The sequence below is a fragment of the Pseudomonas faucium genome (genome assembly GCF_021602585.1).
Classification (GTDB): domain Bacteria; phylum Pseudomonadota; class Gammaproteobacteria; order Pseudomonadales; family Pseudomonadaceae; genus Aquipseudomonas; species Aquipseudomonas faucium.
Map to the genome: position 1 here is coordinate 75,084 of NZ_BQIP01000012.1, position 17,514 is coordinate 92,597.

Consider the following 17,514-nt stretch of genomic DNA (forward strand, 5'->3'; position numbering starts at 1 on the left):
GCGCCGGTCACTGGATAGACTGCTTGTATCCATCAGTTCGAGGTGCCCATGCCCCCTGCCCACACCCAAAGCGCCGCCCCTGCCTCATTGTTCAGTGCCTGGCGGCAACAGGTGGTCAACACCCCCTGGCTCAGCGCTGGCCTGGGCGTGAGCCTGCTGGCGGTGATCGTGCTGCTGGCGGCCAGCTTCTGGAATGCAATCAATGGCGACCATGCCGACAACCTGCACCTGGCGCTGCTGGGGGGCCTTTCCGGGTTCGGCGCCACGGCGCTGGGCGCGGTGCTGGCGGTGGTGCTGCGCGACGTCAGCACCCGCAGCCAGGACGTGATGCTCGGCTTTGCCGCCGGCATGATGCTGGCAGCCAGCTCTTTCTCGTTGATTCTGCCGGGCCTGGATGCTGCCCGCGAAATCACCGGCAACGGCCCGGCGGCTGCCTTTACCGTGGTGCTGGGCATGGGCCTTGGCGTGCTGCTGATGCTCGGCCTCGACCGCTTCACCCCCCATGAACACGAGAGCACCGGCCCCTGCGGCCCCGAGGCGGAGCGCATCAGCCGGGTGTGGCTGTTCGTGCTGGCGATCACCTTGCACAACCTGCCCGAGGGCATGGCGATTGGCGTGAGCTTCGCCAATGGCGACATGAACATCGGCCTGCCGTTGACCAGCGCCATCGCCATCCAGGACATCCCCGAAGGCCTGGCCGTGGCCCTGGCTCTGCGCGCCACGGGGCTGTCGAATTTCAAGGCGGCGCTGGTGGCGATCGGCTCGGGCCTGATGGAGCCGCTGGGGGCGGTGATCGGCCTGGGCATCTCCACCGGCTTTGCCCTGGCCTACCCGATCAGCATGGGGCTGGCGGCGGGGGCGATGATCTTCGTGGTGTCCCACGAGGTGATTCCCGAAACCCATCGCAATGGGCACCAGACCTCGGCGACCCTGGGGTTGATGGGCGGGTTTGCGGTGATGATGTTCCTGGATACCGCGCTGGGTTGAGGTTCTGGGTTGGGCATTGCGGCCCTATCGCCGGCAAGCCGGCTCCCACAGGAAACAGCTGTGCAGTACCTGTGGGAGCCGGCTTGCCGGCGATAGGGCCAGTGCAATCACCCCATCCACTCAAACGTGAACGGCAACCTTCAATGCCTCCAAGGCCGGCTCCACCTTGATCCCCACCGCAGCGCCCAACTCCTGCACCCGCGCCAGGTCGTGCTGACCCACCATCACCATCTGCAGCTCGTCGTCGAGCAACTGGCTGAAGTTGAGCAGCACATAGCCGCCCGCTTCCTTGTTCAGCGCCCCCATCTGCACCTGGATGCGATTGAGCGCGGTCAGCGGCTCGGTACGCGCCAGCTGCTTGGGCTTGAGGGTGAACGGCACGCTCTTGTCGAACGAGTCGCTGATGTGCTGGAACAGCTCCTGGTAGCTGTCGGCCTGGAACACCACGGTATCCGGCAGGCTGCCGAGCACCACCCATTCGCCCAGCGGGATCGGGAAGCTGTCGTCGTAATTGATGTCAGGGTTGGCAGCCAGGAAGGCCGCCGGGTCGGCGTAGGCCTGGGCGGCCTCGTCGGCGATGCGCTCGATGTCTTCATCGCGCATGCAGCCGGCAGCGATGAGTTGGATGAATTCGAGCAACTGGTTTTTCATTGACGGGGGCCTGCGACGGGTGAAAAGTCGCCAAGGATAGCCGCAAACGCCCCCGAACGGTTAGCCGGCCAGCGCTTGCAAGCGCGCCGCAGCCTCCACCGCGCCCATGGTCTGCGCCGCCATCAGCGCGGTGACGCCGCGGGCATCCTGGTGCGCCGGGTCGGCGCCCTGGGCCAGCAGGTACTCGAGGATGTCGCCGCGGTTGAACATGGCCGCCAGCATCAGTGCAGTGCGCCCGTCCTGGGCGGCGGCGTCCACCGGCACGCCGTGCTCGAGCAACACGCGGATCATCGCCAGGTCACCCTTGAACGCAGCGCCGGCAATCGGCAGCTGGCCATTGTCGTTGGAGATCAACGGATCGGCGCCATGGGCCAGCAATACCTGCACCGCGTCATGATGGCCGTGGTAGCTGGCCAGCATCAGCAGCGTGTCACCCTTGTGGTTGCGCAGGTTGGCTGGCAGGCCGCTGGCCAACAGCCGCTCGAGCATCGCGGCATCGCCCTGGCGGGCGCGTTCGAACACCTGCTCGGCAAAGGCTGCGGTTTCGTCATCGGTCATGATGGCGGGGGCGAGTTGATCGGACATCTGGAACCTCCTGGCAGAAAAGATTGCCCAAGTGTTTGTCAGGCAAGGCCAAGGGGTCAAAGGTTCAGAATCTATGGGGCCGATAGGGATGGCCGGGCTCGTGCAAAATGCACTATGCAAAATGCACGACCATGCAGCCTGCACGATGGCACTCTAAAAAAAACTACTTAAGCCACTGAATTTAAAGGAATTTTTCAAGGAGACTTTTCTGGCACGGTCACTGCAACAGTCAACTCACGTCTGCCCATCTAACAGTCAGGAGTTGATATGGACCTCATCCAGGAAAAGTTCGTCTCGGTGTTCTCGGCTTACCAGGTCGCCACCCAGCCTCGCCCCGATGGTGGCATCCTGCTGACACTTCGCGCCGCTGACGGCAAAGTGACCCGCCGTGTGCTGACCTACGCGCAAATGCACAGTGCCGAGCAGCTGTCCTGGGCCATCAGCGCCATTCGCCGAGACCTGGCGGAACAGGCCAGCGAACTGCCCGTCATTTCGATGCTGCAGAGTCAGCAGCGGTTTGCCCTGCCGACCTATCGATAAGGTTTGTCTGTACCGGCCTCTCGCGGCTGAACCCGCGCCTACACACGGTTGCTGCATTGCCCATAGGGATGGCGGGGCACCGTTGTTGCAGGAGCGGATTCATCCGCGATGAGGCCCGGTCAGACACTACAGTTCATCGATCCCAAGAAACGCCCGCGCCGTTTCATCCCCGGTAAACCGCGGCTCCCCACCCTGCTCGCTGGCAAATAGCCGCAGCGCCACGCAGAACGGGTTATCCCCCAGCTCCACCCAGCGCCGGGTCTTGGCCGGCACCACCAGCTGGTCGCCCTTCTCGCACAGCACCGCATACACGTTGTCACCCAGGCGCATGCCGACCTGGGCACGGCCGCTCACCACCGCGAACACCTCCTCGGCGTCATGCACATGTTCATCACGCAGGTCGGCCTGCGCCGGCTGCGCGCCATCGCGATCCAGCACGCGGTAGGCCATGCTGCCGTGCGCGGTCATCAGCTGGTCGAGCAACTCGCGGCACTCGCCCAGCACCGCCTGCTCACCGGCGCCCGGGCGCACGCGCAGCGCCAGTGGCTGGTGGGCAAAATGCACGCCCTGTTCGGCCAGCGTCGCGGCGATATCGTCGTGGTGGGTCAGCACCTTGTTCGGCAAGTCCGGGCTGGAGGGGTGGAATACACAGAGGATGCTCATCAGCGGCGTGTCCTGGTCGAGTTCAAACGAGTGGCAATGATAACGGCTGCCGCCAGTGCTGCGGCGCTGGCCATACCAAAGGTGAAGGTCGGCCCCAGCCATTTCCAGCTATAGCCCGAATACAGCGCGCCCAACGCACCGCCGGTGCCCGACAGCGCGGCGTACAGGGCCTGGCCCTGGCCTTGCTGGCGCGGGCCGAAACTGGCCTGCACGAAAGCGATCGAGGCCGCGTGGAAGCAGCCGAAGGTCGCCGCATGCAATACCTGGGCAAAAATCAGCACTGCAGGCTCGGCCGCCAGGTTGCCCAACAGCAGCCAGCGCAGCGCCGCCAGCAGGAAGCTCACCAGCAACACCTGCTGGATGCTGAAGCGCGCGAAGATCCGGCTCATGGCCATGAACATCAGCACTTCGGCCACCACCCCCAGCGCCCACAGCAGGCCGATGGCGCCGCGGCTGTAGCCCAGGTGTTCCAGGTGCAGGGTGAGGAAGGTGTAGTAAGGCCCGTGGCTGAGCTGCATCAGCGCCACGCAGGCATAGAAGGCGACCACCCCGGGCGCCATCAGCTGGGCCAGGAAGCCGCCCGCCCCCGGGCGCTCGCCCTGCTCCACCGGCCGGGCGTTGGGCACCCACAGGCTGGCGGCGACGATGCCGGCCATGATCGTCACCAGGGCGACCGGGTAGATGTCCAGGCTCAGCCATTCGAACAACCGCCCCAGGCCCACCACGGTGAGGATGAAACCGATCGAGCCCCACAGCCGCACCTGGCTGTAGCGCGAGCTCTGGCCATGCAGGTGGGCCAGGGTGATGACTTCGAACTGCGGCAGCACCGCGTGCCAGAAGAACGCATGCAGGGCCATCACCAGCGCCAGCCAGGCGTAGCTCTTGCCGAAGAAGATCAGCGAGAAGGTGGCCAGGGTCGACAACGCGCCCAGGCGCACGATCAGCAGGCGCTGGCCCGTGCGATCGCCCAGCCAGCCCCAGAGGTTGGGGGCGATGCAGCGCATCAGCATGGGTATCGCCACCAGCTCGCCGATGCGTGCCGGGGAGAAGCCTAAGTGGTCGAAGTACAGGGCCAGGAATGGGGCCGTCGAGCCCAGCAGGGCGAAGTAGAAAAGGTAGAAGCTGGACAGGCGCCAGTAGGGGATTGGAGTCATCGGAACTCAGTGTGAAGGGTTGTTGCCTGTACCGGCCCTAGCGCCGGCGAGCCGGCTCCCACAGGGTAGCCCATGGATTTCAGGGGATGCTGTGGGAGCCGGCTTGCCGGCGACAGGGCCGGCAAAAGCGAATCAGAGCTGGCCCAATACCGGAGTAGCGACCTTCACCTCGGCATTCTGCCCGCGGTGACGCAGCAGGTGATCCATCAGCACGATGGCCATCATCGCCTCGGCGATCGGCGTGGCGCGGATGCCCACGCACGGGTCATGGCGGCCTTTGGTGATCACCTCGACTGGGTTGCCGTCGACATCGATGGAGCGCCCCGGCACGGTGATGCTGGAAGTCGGCTTCAGCGCCAGGTGGGCGACGATCGGCTGGCCCGAGCTGATCCCGCCGAGAATGCCGCCGGCGTTGTTGCTGAGAAAGCCCTGCGGGGTCATCTCGTCACGGTGCTCGGTGCCGCGCTGGGCAACGCTGGCGAAGCCGGCGCCGATTTCCACGCCCTTGACCGCGTTGATGCTCATCAGCGCATGGGCAAGCTCGGCGTCGAGGCGATCGAAGATCGGCTCGCCCAGGCCCGGCATCACGCCTTCGGCGACCACGGTGATCTTCGCCCCCACCGAGTCCTGGTCACGGCGCAGCTGGTCCATGTAGGCCTCCAGCTCCGGCACCTTGTCCGGGTCGGGGCAGAAGAAGGCGTTGTTTTCCACCGATTCCCAGCCCTTGAACGGGATTTCGATCGGGCCCAGCTGGCTCATGTAGCCGCGCACCTGGATGCCCTGGGTGGCCAGGTACTTCTTGGCGATGGCGCCGGCAGCCACGCGCATGGCGGTTTCACGCGCCGAACTGCGGCCACCGCCGCGGTAGTCGCGGGTGCCGTACTTGTGGTGGTAGGTGTAGTCGGCGTGGGCCGGGCGGAACAGGTCCTTGATCGCCGAGTAGTCCTTGGACTTCTGGTCGGTGTTGCGAATCAGCAGGCCGATCGAGCAGCCGGTGGTGCGGCCTTCGAAGACCCCGGACAGGATCTCCACTTCGTCGGCTTCCTGGCGCTGGGTGGTGTGCCGGCTGGTGCCGGGCTTGCGCCGGTCGAGGTCGTGTTGCAGGTCGGCGAGGGAAATCTCCAGGCCCGGGGGGCAGCCATCGACAATGGCGACCAACGCCGGGCCATGGCTTTCGCCTGCGGTGGTGACAGTGAACAGCTTGCCGTAGGTATTGCCGGACATGGACGCTCCGCGAATCTGCCTGAAGGTGAACGAGAGCGGCAGTATACAGATGGATGGGCCGTCCGTGGCATCCCGGCGGGCGAACCTTCCCGCAAAGACGGGGTCAAACTGCCATCTCCTCATGTAGTACCCCATGATGTCGCGCATCGTTGCCCTGTTCCTCGTGTTCTGCGCAAGCCTTGCCCAGGCCGCCTCCCCCACCGTGCTGCAACGGCCGATCGACCTGGACACCGGCCAGGGCGTGCTGCACGGCAGCCTGCTGCTGCCGCAACAGGCCACGCCGCCGCCGGTGGTGCTGATCATCGCCGGCTCCGGCCCCACCGACCGCGATGGCAACAACCCGGCCTCGGGGCGCATCGACAACCTCAAGCGCCTGGCCCTGCTGCTGGCCAACGAGCACATCGCCAGCGTGCGCTTCGACAAGCGCGGCGTGGCCGCCAGCCAGCCGGCCACACCCGACGAGCGCGACCTCAGCGTCGAGCGCTACGTCGCCGATGTGGTCGCCTGGAGCCACAAGCTCAAGGCCGACCCACGCTTCGGCCAGCTAATCCTGCTGGGCCACAGCGAAGGTGCGCTGATTGCGAGCCTGGCCGCCGAACAGGCCGGCGCCAGCGCGGTGATCACCCTGGCCGGCAGCGGCCGGCCGATGGCCGACGTGGTGCGCGAGCAGCTGGCGCGGCGCCTGCCGCCGGCGCAACTGGCCCGCAGCAGCGCCCTGCTCGACCGCCTGCAGGCCGGGCAGACCAGCCTGGACGTGCCCGCGCCCCTGCGCCAGGTGTTCCGCCCCAGCGTGCAGCCCTACCTGATCACCCTGTTCCGCCAGGACCCGGCGCAAGCCTTCGCTCGCCTGCCCATGCCCGCCCTGATCGTGCAGGGCCGCAACGATGTGCAGGTGGACGTGCTCGACGCCGAACGCCTCAAGGCGGCCAAGCCGGACGCCCAGCTGGTGCTGATCGACGGCATGAACCACATGCTGCGCATCAGCCCCAAGGAAATGCGCCTGCAGCGCGACAGCTACCTCAACCCGGAGCTGCCCCTGGCGCGCGAGCTCGGTGAGCGCGTGGTGACGTTCATTCATCAGCTGCCATCGGCTTGAGGAGATCGCCGCACAATGGCCTCAGGTCCTGGGCGATACGGCCGATAAGCTCGGTATTGGCCTGTATCCGAGAACACCCTGATGACCGATGCCCCCGCTGCCGTAGAGCCGGCCGAAGAGCCGCAAGCCCCGGAAAGCGCCCCGCTGCCCTGGGCCGACCTTGCCGTCGAACACTTCCAGCTGCTGCGCCTGGCGCCGCTGCCCACCGACCGCAACAGCGGCACGCGGCCGCTGCGTTTCGTCGAGTTCGGCCACGCCGAGCGCCACGACAAGGCCCACAGCCTGCTGCGCATGGAGATCCGCCTGCCCGGGCAGAAGGTGCGCAAGGAGCAGAACCAGCTGGATGTGCGCGTGGACCATGCCGAGCGGCTGGTGCGCATTGGCAGCGACAGCGGCCTGCAACTGGAGCCGCTGAACCGTGGCCTTGGGCGTTTCATGATGGGCCAGGCGGTGCAGTGGCTGCAGCGCCGGTGGCCGAACTACCACGTCGAAGGGATGGCGCTGCCGAACAAGGATGCGCTGAACGAAGACACGCGCCTGCGCCGCGACCGCTTCCTCGGCGCCACCGGTATCGAGGTGGAGTACGCCGACCCGCAGCACCTCAAGGGCCGCACGCTGGAGGCTACCGTCAGCCAGCTGAAGAATGGCTTCAATACCGAGAAGGTGCAGCGGGTGGACATGCTGGAAGCCGCCGGGATGCTGCAGCAGGCCGAGCAGCAACTGCTGGAAAAGGAAGCGCAGCTACGCGAGCGCGATGAACGGGTGGCCAAGTACCGGCGCGAGGACAGTGGGCTGCGCTTTACCATCACTTGCCTGGTGGCGTTCGCGGTGTTTCAGGCGGGGTTGTTGATCTGGATTGCTACGCGTTAGGACTTGGGGGCCGCTCTGCGGCCCTTTCGCGACACAAGGCCGCTCCTACACATGAACGCCGTCCCTGTAGGAGCGGCCTTGTGTCGCGAAAGGGCTGCAAAGCAGCCCCAACCGCTCAGACCCGAGCCTTGAACAGCTCCTGATGCTGCCTGCACTGCTCGGCAGTCAGCATGAACACCCCATGCCCGCCCCGCTCGAATTCCAGCCAGGCAAAGTCCACTTCGGGGTACAGCGCCTCGACATGCACCTGGCTGTTGCCCACCTCGACGATCAGCAAACCCTTCTCGCTCAGGTGCTCGGCGGCCTCGGCGAGCATCCGCCGCACCAGGTCCAGGCCGTCGTTGCCGCAGGCCAGGCCCATCTCCGGCTCGTGGTGATACTCCGCCGGCATGTCGCCGAAGTCTTCGGCATCCACGTAGGGCGGGTTCGACAGGATCAGGTCGAAACGCTGCCCCGGCAGGCCGTCGAAGCCATCGCCCTGCACGGTGTACACGCGCGCTTCCAGGCCATGGCGCTCGATGTTCTGGTTGGCCACTTCGAGCGCTTCGAAGGACAGGTCGGCCAGCACCACTTCAGCCTCGGGGAACACTTCTGCAGCGACGATGCCGATGCAGCCGGAGCCGGTGCACAGGTCGAGGATGCGCGCAGGCTCGGCGGCCAGCCACGGCTCGAAGCGCTTCTCGATCAGCTCGCCGATCGGCGAACGGGGCACCAGCACGCGCTCGTCGACGATGAACGACATGCCGCAAAACCACGCCTCACCCAGCAGGTAGGCGGTGGGCACGCGCTCTTCGATGCGGCGCTTGAGCAGGTGCTGCAGGCGTACCCGCTCATCGTCCTCGAGCTGGCAATCGAGGTAGGCGTCGGCCACCTCCCACGGCAGGTGGACGGCACCGAGCACCAGCAGGCGCGCTTCGTCCCAGGCATTGTCGGCACCGTGGCCGAAAAACAGCTCGTGCTCATGGAAGCGGCTGACCGCCCAGCGGATATGGTCGCGCAACGTGCGCAGACGAGATGTGATCACGGGGTACTCCTATTCAGACCGGACAAAAGTCTAACAGCCCTACCCGCACATTTGTTGCCGCGGATCGCCCCGCAGCTAGCCACAGGCCAGTAACCACGCCGCTTGCGATGTCAACCATTCCCATTGACGCCAAGGCAAGGGAGAATAGGTACACAAAAGCCCTACCCAAGGAGCCCTTGATGTCCGTTCCAACCACGATGTTCCGCCTCACTGGCCGCGACTACCCGCCGGCCAAGCTGAGCCAAGCCAGCCTGATCATCATCGATGCGCAAAAAGAGTACCTCAGTGGCCCTCTCGCGCTGTCGGGCATGGACGAGGCCGTGGCCAACATCGCCAGGTTGCTCGACGCCGCCCGCAAGGCTGGCCGCCCGATCATCCATGTACGCCACCTCGGTACCGTAGGCGGGCGTTTCGACCCGCAAGGCCCGGCCGGCGAATTCATCCCGGGCCTCGAGCCGCGCGAGGGTGAAATCGTCATCGAAAAACGCATGCCCAACGCTTTCAAGAACACCAAGCTGCACGAGACCCTGCAGGCCTTGGGGCACCTGGACCTGATCGTCTGCGGTTTCATGAGCCATTCCAGCGTCAGCACCACCGTACGCCGAGCCAAGGACTATGGTTATCGTTGCACCCTGGTGGAAGACGCCTCGGCCACCCGCGACCTGGCGCTCAAGGACCGCGTGATTCCCGCTGCGCAGATCCACGAATGTGAAATGGCCGTGATGGCCGACAACTTTGCCTGTGTCGCGCCTACCGCCAGCCTGATCTGACCGCCCGGCAGCCAGGCGGAACCCGAACGCAGGCGACCGGTCCAATTCCTGATGTCCACAGAGGAAATCGGAATGAAGCTAAAAGGCAGTTTCGACGCCAAGCGCCTGCGCCCACGGCAACCGCGTAACTGGGGTGCGCGCCTGGCGGCTGGCTTGTCGGCCCTGCTTGCCACGCTCGGCGTGCTGCTGGCCATGGCCGGCTTCGCCGGGCTGCTCGGCAACTACTCGGCGCTGGCCGAACTCAATGCCAATCGGCCGCTGGCCGCGGTGATCACCGTGGCCGGGTTGCTGTTGCTGTATCTCGGCGTGCGGTTCTGGCGGCGCAGCCGTATTCGCTTGCGTCGGGGGCGGGAGTTGAACCTGTCGCCGCACTTGATGAAAAAGCACGACTGAACAGTTTCTCTGGCCCCATCGCCGGCAAGCCGGCTCCCACAGGCTTGGCCACACACCTGTGGGAGCCGGCTTGCCGGCGATAGGGCCGGTACTGACGCCACAGGGCTGATGGCGTAAACTACGCCGCCCACGTGGAGGCAGCATGCAAGACGACGATTTTTCCCTGTTCAGCGCCGAGGTGCGCGGCGTCAAGCCGATCAAGCACGACCGCGCCGACATCGGCAAACCCAAGGCCGACCGCAAGCAGCTGGCCGGCCTGCGCCAGGCCGCGACCGTGCGCAGTGACCAGCCGCTGGTGATCGACGGGCTGTCCGACCAGTTCGTCATCGACGTCGGCGCCGAAGACGAGCTGATGTGGCGCCGCGACGGCGTGCAGGAAACCCAGATCCGCAAGCTCAAGCTGGGCCAGATCGCCTTCGAAGGCAGCCTCGACCTGCACGGCATGAGCGTGGAAAAAGCCCGCGAAACCCTGTGGGACTTCATCGCCGAAGCCACCAAGCTGGAGGTGCGCTGCGTGCGCGTGACCCACGGCAAGGCGGCGCGCCTGGACGGCAAGCGGCCAATGATCAAGAGCCACGTCAACACCTGGCTGCGCCAGCACCCGCAAGTGCTCGGCTTCACCTCCTGCCAGGCCCGCCACGGCGGCACCGGGGCGGTGTATGTAATGCTCAAGCGAACCATGATGGAAGGCCGCGACGAGTAACGCCACGCTTGCAGCGTAGGCTTTGCCGCCGTAACCTTCGTTTTTGCGATTTTTTCCCACAGGTAGATCCATGTCCCTGGAACAGAACTATACCGAGATCCTCAGCCAAATCGGCGAGGACGTCTCCCGTGAGGGCCTGCTCGACACGCCCAAGCGGGCTGCAAAGGCCATGAAGTACCTTTGCCGCGGTTATGAGCAGACGCTGGAAGAAGTCACCAACGGCGCCCTGTTCACCTCCGACAACAGCGAGATGGTGCTGGTCCGGGACATCGAGCTGTACTCGATGTGCGAACACCACATGCTGCCCTTCATCGGCAAGGCCCACGTGGCCTACCTGCCCAAGGGCAAGGTGCTGGGCCTGTCCAAGGTTGCGCGGATCGTCGACATGTACGCCCGCCGCCTGCAGATCCAGGAAAACCTCAGCCGCCAGATCGCCGAGGCGGTGCAGCAGGTCACCGGCGCCGCCGGCGTGGCCGTGGTCATCGAAGCCAAGCACATGTGCATGATGATGCGCGGTGTCGAGAAACAGAACTCGACCATGCTCACCTCGGTGATGCTCGGCGAGTTCCGCGAAAATGCCGCCACCCGCAGCGAGTTCCTCAGCCTGATCAAGTGATCGGCGCGTGACCCGAGCCGGCCCTGTGGGGTCGGCTTTTTCATTTCAGGAGTTGCTACATGATCGTCAAAGCCTTGCGGGTCGGCCTCGGCCAGCTCATCGTGTTCGGCGACTGGATCAGCCGCCCGGCCAAGCGCAAGCGCGATGCCGCGGCCCAGGCGCAGGTCGAGCAGCAGGCCAAAAGCCTTGCGCTGTACCAGTTCCACGCCTGCCCGTTCTGCGTCAAGACCCGCCGCACGCTGCACCGGCTGAACGTGCCGGTGGCGCTGCGCGATGCGAAGAACGATGAAGTGCACCGCCAGGCGCTGCTCGAAGGCGGCGGCCGGGTGAAAGTGCCGTGCCTGCGCATCGAAGAGGCAGGCCAGGTGACCTGGATGTATGAGTCCAAGGCCATCATTGCCTACCTGGACAAGCGCTTTGCTTGATCGATAAATCGCGCTGGCCCTATCGCCGGCAAGCCGGCTCCCACCGGTAGCCCACAAAGTTCGAGCATTGTGGGCTACCGGTGGGAGCCGGCTTGCCGGCGATAGGGCCAATAAAGCCTCAGTCGACCATCGGCACATGCCGAGGATGCGCGGCCACCCGCTCCAGCCAGGCCCGCACCGCCGGGTAATCGGCCAGCTCGAAGCCACCCTGGTGGGCCACATGGGTGTACGCATACAGCGCCACGTCGGCAATCGAATACTGGTCACCGACCAGGTACGGCGTCATCTGCAACTGCCGCTCCATCACCCGCAGCGCCTTGTAGCCACCCTTGTGCAGCTTGCGGTATTCCTCCACACGCTCGTCCGGCAGGCCCAGGTAGAACTGGATGAACCGCGCCACGGCAATGTACGGCTCATGGCTGTACTGCTCGAAGAACTGCCACTGCAGCACCTGGGTGCGCAAGCGCGGCTCGCTGGGCAGGAACTCGCTGCCGTCGGCCAGGAAGTTGAGAATCGCGTTGGACTCCCACAGGCACGTGCCATCCTCGAGCTTCAGCACTGGCACCTTGCCGTTGGGGTTCATGGCCAGGAATTCGGGCGTTTCGGTCTCGCCCTTGAGGATATCCACCGGGTGCCACTGATACGGCCGATCGAGCAGGCTGAGCATCAGCTTGACCTTGTAGCAGTTGCCCGACTGGTAGTCGCCATAGACCTTGTACATCGCCCCTCCCCTCCCATGCAGTTGCGCGTCAGGGCCCAATAGTTCGCGACTGTACGGCTAAAAGCAATGCCCGCTGTATGACAAGGGTCAAGCAGGCCCGCGTTAGTCTGAAAAAACTGCTTACACATGGACAAGGACCTCTCCCATGACCGATGCCACCTCCGCACGCCTGCGGCCCCTGGCAGACAGCTCCCCGTCGGCGGTGGTCGCCGGCTTCATCGCCATGCTCACCGGCTACACCAGCTCGCTGGTGCTGATGTTCCAGGCCGGCCAGGCGGCGGGCCTGACCAGCGCGCAAATCTCCTCCTGGATCTGGGCCCTGTCGATCGGCATGGCGGTGTGCAGCATCGGCCTGTCGCTGCGCTACCGCACGCCCATCACCATCGCCTGGTCGACACCGGGCGCGGCGCTGCTGATCACCAGCCTGGGCGGGGTCAGCTACCCCGAAGCGATCGGCGCCTACATCACCTGTGCGGTGCTGGTGCTCATCTGCGGCCTGACCGGCAGCTTCGAGCGCCTGGTCAAACGCATCCCCGCCTCGCTGGCGTCGGCCTTGCTGGCCGGCATCCTGTTCAAGATCGGCAGCGAGATCTTCGTCGCCGCGCAACACCGCACGCTGCTGGTGCTGGGCATGTTCTTCAGCTACCTGCTGGTCAAGCGCCTGTCGCCCCGTTACTGCGTGCTGGCCGCATTGCTGGTCGGCACTGCGTTGTCCGGTGCCCTGGGCCTGCTGGACTTCAGCGGTTTCAAGCTGGAGGTGGCCACCCCGGTGTGGACCACGCCGAGCTTCTCGCTGGCCGCCACCATCAGCATCGGCATCCCGCTGTTCGTGGTGGCCATGACCTCGCAGAACATGCCCGGCGTGGCCGTGCTGCGCGCCGATGGCTACCAGGTGCCGGCCTCGCCACTGATTTCGGCCACCGGCTTTGCCTCGCTGCTGCTGGCGCCGTTCGGCTCGCACGGGGTCAACCTGGCGGCGATCAGTGCGGCCATCTGCACCGGGCCACATGCCCATGAAGACCCGAGCAAGCGCTACACCGCGGCGGTGTGGTGCGGGATCTTCTACGGCATTGCCGGGGTGTTCGGCGCCACGCTGGCGGCGTTGTTCGCGGCGCTGCCCAAGGAGCTGGTGCTGTCGATCGCGGCGCTGGCGTTGTTCGGCTCGATCATGAACGGGCTGACCGTGGCCATGGGCGAGGCACGCGAGCGTGAGGCGGCGCTGATTACCTTCATGGTGACGGCGTCGGGGTTCACCTTGTTCTCGATCGGCTCGGCGTTCTGGGGGATCGTTGCCGGGGTGCTGACCTTGCTGATCCTGAGCCCGCGCAAGGGCTGAAGGTTTGTACCGTTTGTACCGGCCCTATCGCCGGCAAGCCGGCTCCCACATTGAGCATTGCGCGTTACCTGTGGGAGCCGGCTTGCCGGCGATAGGGCCAGGCATTCACAAACGGAAATGCCCCACCATCCCCTTCAAGTCACTGCCCAGCTGCGCCAACTCGACACTGGACTGGGCATTGCCCTGCATCGCCAGCGCCGCCTGATCGGCACTCTCGCGAATCTGCGTGACGCTGCGGCTGATCTCCTCGGCCACCGAACTCTGCTGCTCGGCCGCCGCCGCAATTTGCTGGTTCATCTGCTGGATCAACGACACCGCCCCGGCGATGCTGCCCAACGCACTTTCCGTATGCAGCGCATCGGCCACGGCCAGGCGCACCAGCTCGGTACTGCCGCGGATCTGCGCCACCGACTGCTGGGCGTTGCCGCGCAGGCTGGCGACCAGGCGCTCGATCTCCTCGGTCGATTGCCGGGTACGCCGGGCCAAAGCGCGCACCTCATCGGCCACCACCGCGAAGCCGCGCCCCTGCTCGCCCGCCCGAGCCGCCTCGATCGCTGCATTGAGCGCCAGCAGGTTGGTCTGCTCGGCCACGCTCTTGATCACCGCCAGCACATCGCCAATGGTATGGATCTCGGCGCTCAGGCTGTCGATGCCGGCACTGGCGGTTTCCGCCGCCGCTGCCAGCTGCTCGATACGCTGCATGCTCTGGCGCACCACCTGCTGCCCGGAATCGACCTTGGCCTCGGCAGCCTGGGCGGCCAGCGCCGCCTCTTCGGCATTGCGCGCCACATCGTGCACGGTGGCGGTCATCTGCTGCATGGCGGTGGCCACCTGCTCGGTTTCTTCCTTCTGGCTGCCCACTTCGCGGTTGGTCTGTTCGGTGACCGTCGAAAGCGCCTGGGCGCTGCCGGCCAATTGCTCGATGCCCTGCTGCAAACCACTGACAATGCCCGACAACCCAGCGGCCATATGCTGCATGGCTTGCAGCAGCTGGCCGACTTCATCGTTGCGCGGCGCTTCCGGCTCCAGGCCCAGCTCACCGGCGGCAATGCGCTGGGCGCGGGCGATCACCCGCTTGAGCGGGCCGACCACCGCGCGGGTGATCAACCAGGCGGCCAGCACGCCCACCAGCAGCGCCAGGCCGGTGGCTACCGCAATGGCCACGGCATTGCGCGCCAGCTCACCCTGCATCGCCTGTTCTTCGCCCACATAGGCCTGCTCGACCCGCCCGGTCACCTGCTCGGCGCTAGCCTGCAACTGCACCTTCAGGCCCTGCTCCTTGCCCAGCAGGTCGGTGTACTCGTTGAGCTTGTCGGAGAAGCTGGCAATGTGGCCGGCCACTTCGCCCAGCACGCCCTGGTAACCGGCATCGGCCACCGCCGCCTTGAGCTGCTCGACCAACGCCGCCGCCTCGAGCGTCTGGGCGATACGCCCTTGGCTGGCGTCCGCATCGCCCTTGCGGCTCTGCTCCAGGCGCACCCGGGCCTGGTCCATGGCCTGCAGCATCAGCCGTGACACCTGCGACACCTGGGCCGATTGCTCGAGGAATTCACTGCCTTGCTGGCCCTGGGACTGCTTGAGGGTGTAGGCGCCATCGTCGGCCAACCCCGCCTGCATCACATCGAGGTTGTTGGCCACGCTGGACACCGACCAGCTGGCCATGTCCAGTGCCAGTTCCTTGGCCTGCACCACCTCGACGAAGGCGTCGAACGCCTGGCCATAGGCCGCAAGGTCCGCTTCGGCGGCCGCCAGCGCCGGCAAACCGCGGGCGCGTTCACTCAGGTTGCGCAAGCCGCTGCGCAAGGCCTCGGCCTGCTCGCTGTCGGAGCGCAGGGCAAAGGCCTGCTCGTGCTGGCGCAGGCGCAGCAGGTCGGTGTTGAACTGGCCCAGCTCGCGCAGGCTGTCGAAGCGCTGGCCGACACTGTGCAGGGCCGCGATGCCGATACCCGCCACCGCCAGGGTCAGCAGCAACACCAGGGCAAAGCCCAGGCCCATCTTGCGGGCCATGCCCAGGTTGGCCAGAACACCGTGCCTGCTCGCCGCCATCGCCGATCCCCTTCACTTTGTCAGGTTTTCCCGAGGGCCAAGCGTGGCAACCTTGCCAGCCCACGCACAAGCGCTTGAGGTCACAATAGTGTCAAATGGCTATGTGCGTGTCGTTTTCAGCGTGCTGGAGGTCGCCCTGCGTGCTGAAGGAAGGCTTGGGCGCGCGAGTCCTGCCCATAGGCGACATTGATCCGCAGCCAGTCGCTGGGCTGGCCCTGGTAATCGAAGGCGCTGCCGGGGGTGAGCAGTACTGACTGTTCGCCCGCCAGCCGCTCCAGGCTGGCGAAATCGCGCCCAGGTACCCGCGCCCAGACGAACATGCCACCCAATGGCTCGCAGAACACCTCCCAGCCGTATTGCTCCAGTTGCCCCAGCAGCTTGGCCATGTGCTGCCCCAGACGCAGGCGCAGACGCTGCACGCTCTTGCGGTAGCTGCCCGTGGCCAGCATCTGCCCCACCACCTGCTCGGCGAAGCGCGAAGTGCCGATGCCGGTGACCATCTTCAGCTCGGCCAGGCGCGCCAGCAACGGCGGGTCGGCCACCAGGTAGCCGACGCGCAGCGAACTGCTCAGGGTCTTGGAAAAACTGCCCATGTAGATCACCCGCTGTTCACTGTCCAAGGTGGCCAGGCGAGTGGCCGGGCCTTCCTGGAAGTCGGCATAGATATCGTCCTCGACGATGCGCAGGTCGTGCTCGCGCGCCAGCTCCAGCAGCCGGTAGGCCACCTTGGGCGTAAGGCTGGTGCCGGTCGGGTTCTGGTACAGGCTGTTGATGAACAGGCAGCGCGGACGGTGTTCGGCCAGCAGCCGTTCGAGCACTGCCAGGTCCGGGCCGACCGCCGTGCGCGGCACCGGCAGCATGCGCACCTGGTGCTGGCGCAACAGGTTGTAGAGGTTGTAGTAGCCGGGGTTTTCCACCAGCACCGTGTCGCCGGGGCGCAGCAGGGTGCGCACCAGCAGGTCCAGGGCATGGCTTGCGCCTTGGGTGGTGAGGATGCGTTCTGGCCCTGCGTTGATGTCCACGCGCGCCAGGCGCTTGTGCAGTTGCAGGCGCAGGTTGGCCAGGCCCAGCGGCGGGCAATAGTCGAACAGCTCCTGGGCGTTGCCGCGGCTTACCTGGCGGATCGCCTGGGCCAGCTCGGCGTCCGCGCGCCAGGCGGTGGGCAGCCAGCCGCAGCCGAGCTTGAGCAGTTGCTCGTGGCCCTCACGGAACTGGCGCCAGCTGCCGTCCCCGGCTTCACCCCAGACCGGCAGGTCCTGCAGGGCCTGCCCAAGTTTGCGCTCAGCGACGAAAAAACCCGTGCCGTGGCGCGCCTCCAGCCAGCCGCTGGCGACCAGGCGGTCGTAGGCCTCGATCACGCAGGAGGCGCTCACAGCCTGGGTGCGGGCCAAGGTGCGAATCGACGGCAGGCGGGTGCCGGGGCGCAAGCGCTGCTGCTCGATCCAGGTTTGCAGATGGTCAGTGAGTTGCTGCACCAGGGGGGTTTGGCTTTGGCGGTCGAGGGGCAAGTGCATGGCTTGAGTGTTCGGCTGTTTTGAGCGAACAGTTAAGCATAAATGGGGGATGTGTGTGCCTTGCTGGGGGATTGGCCGGATAGCAAGGTGTCAGTACCGGCCCTTTCGCGGGGCAAGCCCGCTCCCACAGGTATTGCACAGCTCTTCAATCCTGTGGTGTACCTGTGGGAGCGGGCTTGCCCCGCGAAAGGGCCGG

At 65.9% G+C, this 17,514-nt stretch carries 19 protein-coding genes and 1 pseudogene; 10 read left to right on the forward strand and 10 right to left on the reverse strand.

Annotation, left to right across the window (positions count from 1 at the left end; all coding sequences use genetic code 11):
• The first annotated feature begins 48 nt into the window (after nucleotides 1-48).
• Nucleotides 49-987, forward strand: coding sequence for a ZIP family metal transporter (locus L6D75_RS15740; RefSeq protein ID WP_176512025.1), 939 nt, complete (start codon nucleotides 49-51; stop codon nucleotides 985-987).
• A gap of 120 nt (nucleotides 988-1,107) precedes the next feature.
• On the opposite strand, the gene L6D75_RS15745 is transcribed toward L6D75_RS15740, so the two are convergent.
• Both L6D75_RS15745 and L6D75_RS15750 read right to left on the reverse strand, forming a co-directional pair.
• Complete coding sequence (locus tag L6D75_RS15745) at nucleotides 1,108-1,638, reverse strand: hypothetical protein (protein WP_176512024.1); 531 nt, start codon at nucleotides 1,636-1,638, stop codon at nucleotides 1,108-1,110.
• Between the two features lie 60 nt (nucleotides 1,639-1,698).
• A complete protein-coding gene (locus tag L6D75_RS15750) occupies nucleotides 1,699-2,223 on the reverse strand; it encodes an ankyrin repeat domain-containing protein (protein WP_176512023.1) in 525 nt (174 codons plus the stop codon).
• A 267-nt stretch (nucleotides 2,224-2,490) separates the two neighbouring features.
• Here L6D75_RS15750 and L6D75_RS15755 point away from each other — a divergent pair, with 267 nt between their 5' ends.
• Nucleotides 2,491-2,763 (forward strand): DUF3509 domain-containing protein, encoded by a 273-nt coding sequence (locus L6D75_RS15755; RefSeq protein ID WP_176512022.1) that lies wholly within the window; start codon nucleotides 2,491-2,493, stop codon nucleotides 2,761-2,763.
• 126 nt (nucleotides 2,764-2,889) lie between these two features.
• On the opposite strand, the gene L6D75_RS15760 is transcribed toward L6D75_RS15755, so the two are convergent.
• The 3 genes from L6D75_RS15760 to aroC all read right to left on the reverse strand — a co-directional run bounded on the left by L6D75_RS15760 (nucleotide 2,890) and on the right by aroC (nucleotide 5,804).
• Nucleotides 2,890-3,426 carry an oxidase gene (locus tag L6D75_RS15760; protein ID WP_176512021.1) on the reverse strand — a complete coding sequence of 179 codons (537 nt, stop codon included), beginning with the start codon at nucleotides 3,424-3,426 and terminating at the stop codon, nucleotides 2,890-2,892.
• Nucleotides 3,426-4,580 (reverse strand): MFS transporter, encoded by a 1,155-nt coding sequence (locus tag L6D75_RS15765; protein WP_176512020.1) that lies wholly within the window; start codon nucleotides 4,578-4,580, stop codon nucleotides 3,426-3,428. Before L6D75_RS15765 ends, L6D75_RS15760 begins: the two co-directional genes overlap by 1 nt.
• 132 nt (nucleotides 4,581-4,712) lie before the next feature.
• Nucleotides 4,713-5,804 carry a chorismate synthase gene (aroC, locus tag L6D75_RS15770; RefSeq protein WP_176512019.1) on the reverse strand — a complete coding sequence of 364 codons (1,092 nt, stop codon included), beginning with the start codon at nucleotides 5,802-5,804 and terminating at the stop codon, nucleotides 4,713-4,715.
• A 133-nt stretch (nucleotides 5,805-5,937) separates the two neighbouring features.
• Between aroC and L6D75_RS15775 the strand changes: the two genes are divergently transcribed.
• Complete coding sequence (locus L6D75_RS15775) at nucleotides 5,938-6,900, forward strand: alpha/beta hydrolase (protein ID WP_176512018.1); 963 nt, start codon at nucleotides 5,938-5,940, stop codon at nucleotides 6,898-6,900.
• 81 nt (nucleotides 6,901-6,981) lie between these two features.
• The gene (locus L6D75_RS15780; protein WP_176512017.1) at nucleotides 6,982-7,770 is read left to right on the forward strand and encodes a hypothetical protein; all 789 of its coding nucleotides are present in this window, start codon (nucleotides 6,982-6,984) and stop codon (nucleotides 7,768-7,770) included.
• A 115-nt stretch (nucleotides 7,771-7,885) separates the two neighbouring features.
• On the opposite strand, the gene prmB is transcribed toward L6D75_RS15780, so the two are convergent.
• Nucleotides 7,886-8,794: a 50S ribosomal protein L3 N(5)-glutamine methyltransferase gene (gene prmB / locus L6D75_RS15785; protein ID WP_176512016.1), complete on the reverse strand. Its 909-nt coding sequence runs from the start codon at nucleotides 8,792-8,794 to the stop codon at nucleotides 7,886-7,888.
• 179 nt (nucleotides 8,795-8,973) lie between these two features.
• Here prmB and L6D75_RS15790 point away from each other — a divergent pair, with 179 nt between their 5' ends.
• The 5 genes from L6D75_RS15790 (at nucleotide 8,974) to L6D75_RS15810 (ending at nucleotide 11,701) form a co-directional block, all read left to right on the forward strand.
• Entirely contained in the window at nucleotides 8,974-9,564 is a 591-nt protein-coding gene (locus tag L6D75_RS15790) for a cysteine hydrolase family protein (protein ID WP_176512015.1), read from the forward strand.
• A gap of 72 nt (nucleotides 9,565-9,636) precedes the next feature.
• Nucleotides 9,637-9,957, forward strand: coding sequence for a hypothetical protein (locus tag L6D75_RS15795; RefSeq protein ID WP_176512014.1), 321 nt, complete (start codon nucleotides 9,637-9,639; stop codon nucleotides 9,955-9,957).
• Between the two features lie 142 nt (nucleotides 9,958-10,099).
• The gene (locus L6D75_RS15800) at nucleotides 10,100-10,660 is read left to right on the forward strand and encodes a Smr/MutS family protein (RefSeq protein WP_176512013.1); all 561 of its coding nucleotides are present in this window, start codon (nucleotides 10,100-10,102) and stop codon (nucleotides 10,658-10,660) included.
• Between the two features lie 70 nt (nucleotides 10,661-10,730).
• Nucleotides 10,731-11,276, forward strand: a complete 546-nt coding sequence (gene folE, locus L6D75_RS15805) for a GTP cyclohydrolase I FolE (protein WP_008093613.1) — start codon at nucleotides 10,731-10,733, stop codon at nucleotides 11,274-11,276.
• A gap of 59 nt (nucleotides 11,277-11,335) precedes the next feature.
• Nucleotides 11,336-11,701, forward strand: coding sequence for a glutaredoxin (locus L6D75_RS15810; RefSeq protein WP_176512012.1), 366 nt, complete (start codon nucleotides 11,336-11,338; stop codon nucleotides 11,699-11,701).
• A gap of 118 nt (nucleotides 11,702-11,819) precedes the next feature.
• On the opposite strand, the gene L6D75_RS15815 is transcribed toward L6D75_RS15810, so the two are convergent.
• Complete coding sequence (locus tag L6D75_RS15815; protein WP_176518170.1) at nucleotides 11,820-12,422, reverse strand: glutathione S-transferase family protein; 603 nt, start codon at nucleotides 12,420-12,422, stop codon at nucleotides 11,820-11,822.
• Nucleotides 12,423-12,567: 145 nt separating this feature from the next.
• Here L6D75_RS15815 and L6D75_RS15820 point away from each other — a divergent pair, with 145 nt between their 5' ends.
• Entirely contained in the window at nucleotides 12,568-13,758 is a 1,191-nt protein-coding gene (locus tag L6D75_RS15820) for a benzoate/H(+) symporter BenE family transporter (RefSeq protein ID WP_176518171.1), read from the forward strand.
• A gap of 105 nt (nucleotides 13,759-13,863) precedes the next feature.
• Here the strand turns inward: L6D75_RS15820 and L6D75_RS27490 are convergent, their stop codons facing one another.
• From L6D75_RS27490 to L6D75_RS15830, 3 genes and pseudogenes are all read right to left on the reverse strand, one after another.
• The gene (locus L6D75_RS27490; protein ID WP_371871950.1) at nucleotides 13,864-14,736 is read right to left on the reverse strand and encodes a methyl-accepting chemotaxis protein; all 873 of its coding nucleotides are present in this window, start codon (nucleotides 14,734-14,736) and stop codon (nucleotides 13,864-13,866) included.
• Between the two features lie 36 nt (nucleotides 14,737-14,772).
• A pseudogene (locus tag L6D75_RS27495) lies at nucleotides 14,773-15,804 on the reverse strand (methyl-accepting chemotaxis protein); the annotation flags it as partial.
• Between the two features lie 116 nt (nucleotides 15,805-15,920).
• On the reverse strand, nucleotides 15,921-17,318 hold the full coding sequence (locus L6D75_RS15830) for an aminotransferase-like domain-containing protein (RefSeq protein ID WP_176514142.1): 1,398 nt from the start codon (nucleotides 17,316-17,318) through the stop codon (nucleotides 15,921-15,923).
• Between the last annotated feature and the right edge of the window lie 196 nt (nucleotides 17,319-17,514).

Excerpts from the sequence above, each read along its gene's own strand:
- aroC (WP_176512019.1), bottom strand. The coding sequence starts at position 5,804 with ATGTCCGGCAATACCTACGGCAAGCTGTTCACTGTCACCACCGCAGGC.
- L6D75_RS15760 (WP_176512021.1), bottom strand. The coding sequence starts at position 3,426 with ATGAGCATCCTCTGTGTATTCCACCCCTCCAGCCCGGACTTGCCGAAC.
- L6D75_RS15800 (WP_176512013.1), top strand. The coding sequence starts at position 10,100 with ATGCAAGACGACGATTTTTCCCTGTTCAGCGCCGAGGTGCGCGGCGTC.
- L6D75_RS15750 (WP_176512023.1), bottom strand. The coding sequence starts at position 2,223 with ATGTCCGATCAACTCGCCCCCGCCATCATGACCGATGACGAAACCGCA.
- L6D75_RS15795 (WP_176512014.1), top strand. The coding sequence starts at position 9,637 with ATGAAGCTAAAAGGCAGTTTCGACGCCAAGCGCCTGCGCCCACGGCAA.
- L6D75_RS15780 (WP_176512017.1), top strand. The coding sequence starts at position 6,982 with ATGACCGATGCCCCCGCTGCCGTAGAGCCGGCCGAAGAGCCGCAAGCC.
- L6D75_RS27490 (WP_371871950.1), bottom strand. The coding sequence starts at position 14,736 with ATGCAGCATATGGCCGCTGGGTTGTCGGGCATTGTCAGTGGTTTGCAG.
- L6D75_RS15740 (WP_176512025.1), top strand. The coding sequence starts at position 49 with ATGCCCCCTGCCCACACCCAAAGCGCCGCCCCTGCCTCATTGTTCAGT.
- L6D75_RS15755 (WP_176512022.1), top strand. The coding sequence starts at position 2,491 with ATGGACCTCATCCAGGAAAAGTTCGTCTCGGTGTTCTCGGCTTACCAG.
- L6D75_RS15765 (WP_176512020.1), bottom strand. The coding sequence starts at position 4,580 with ATGACTCCAATCCCCTACTGGCGCCTGTCCAGCTTCTACCTTTTCTAC.
- L6D75_RS15820 (WP_176518171.1), top strand. The coding sequence starts at position 12,568 with ATGACCGATGCCACCTCCGCACGCCTGCGGCCCCTGGCAGACAGCTCC.
- L6D75_RS15790 (WP_176512015.1), top strand. The coding sequence starts at position 8,974 with ATGTCCGTTCCAACCACGATGTTCCGCCTCACTGGCCGCGACTACCCG.
- L6D75_RS15810 (WP_176512012.1), top strand. The coding sequence starts at position 11,336 with ATGATCGTCAAAGCCTTGCGGGTCGGCCTCGGCCAGCTCATCGTGTTC.
- L6D75_RS15815 (WP_176518170.1), bottom strand. The coding sequence starts at position 12,422 with ATGTACAAGGTCTATGGCGACTACCAGTCGGGCAACTGCTACAAGGTC.
- L6D75_RS15745 (WP_176512024.1), bottom strand. The coding sequence starts at position 1,638 with ATGAAAAACCAGTTGCTCGAATTCATCCAACTCATCGCTGCCGGCTGC.
- L6D75_RS15775 (WP_176512018.1), top strand. The coding sequence starts at position 5,938 with ATGATGTCGCGCATCGTTGCCCTGTTCCTCGTGTTCTGCGCAAGCCTT.
- folE (WP_008093613.1), top strand. The coding sequence starts at position 10,731 with ATGTCCCTGGAACAGAACTATACCGAGATCCTCAGCCAAATCGGCGAG.
- L6D75_RS15830 (WP_176514142.1), bottom strand. The coding sequence starts at position 17,318 with ATGCACTTGCCCCTCGACCGCCAAAGCCAAACCCCCCTGGTGCAGCAA.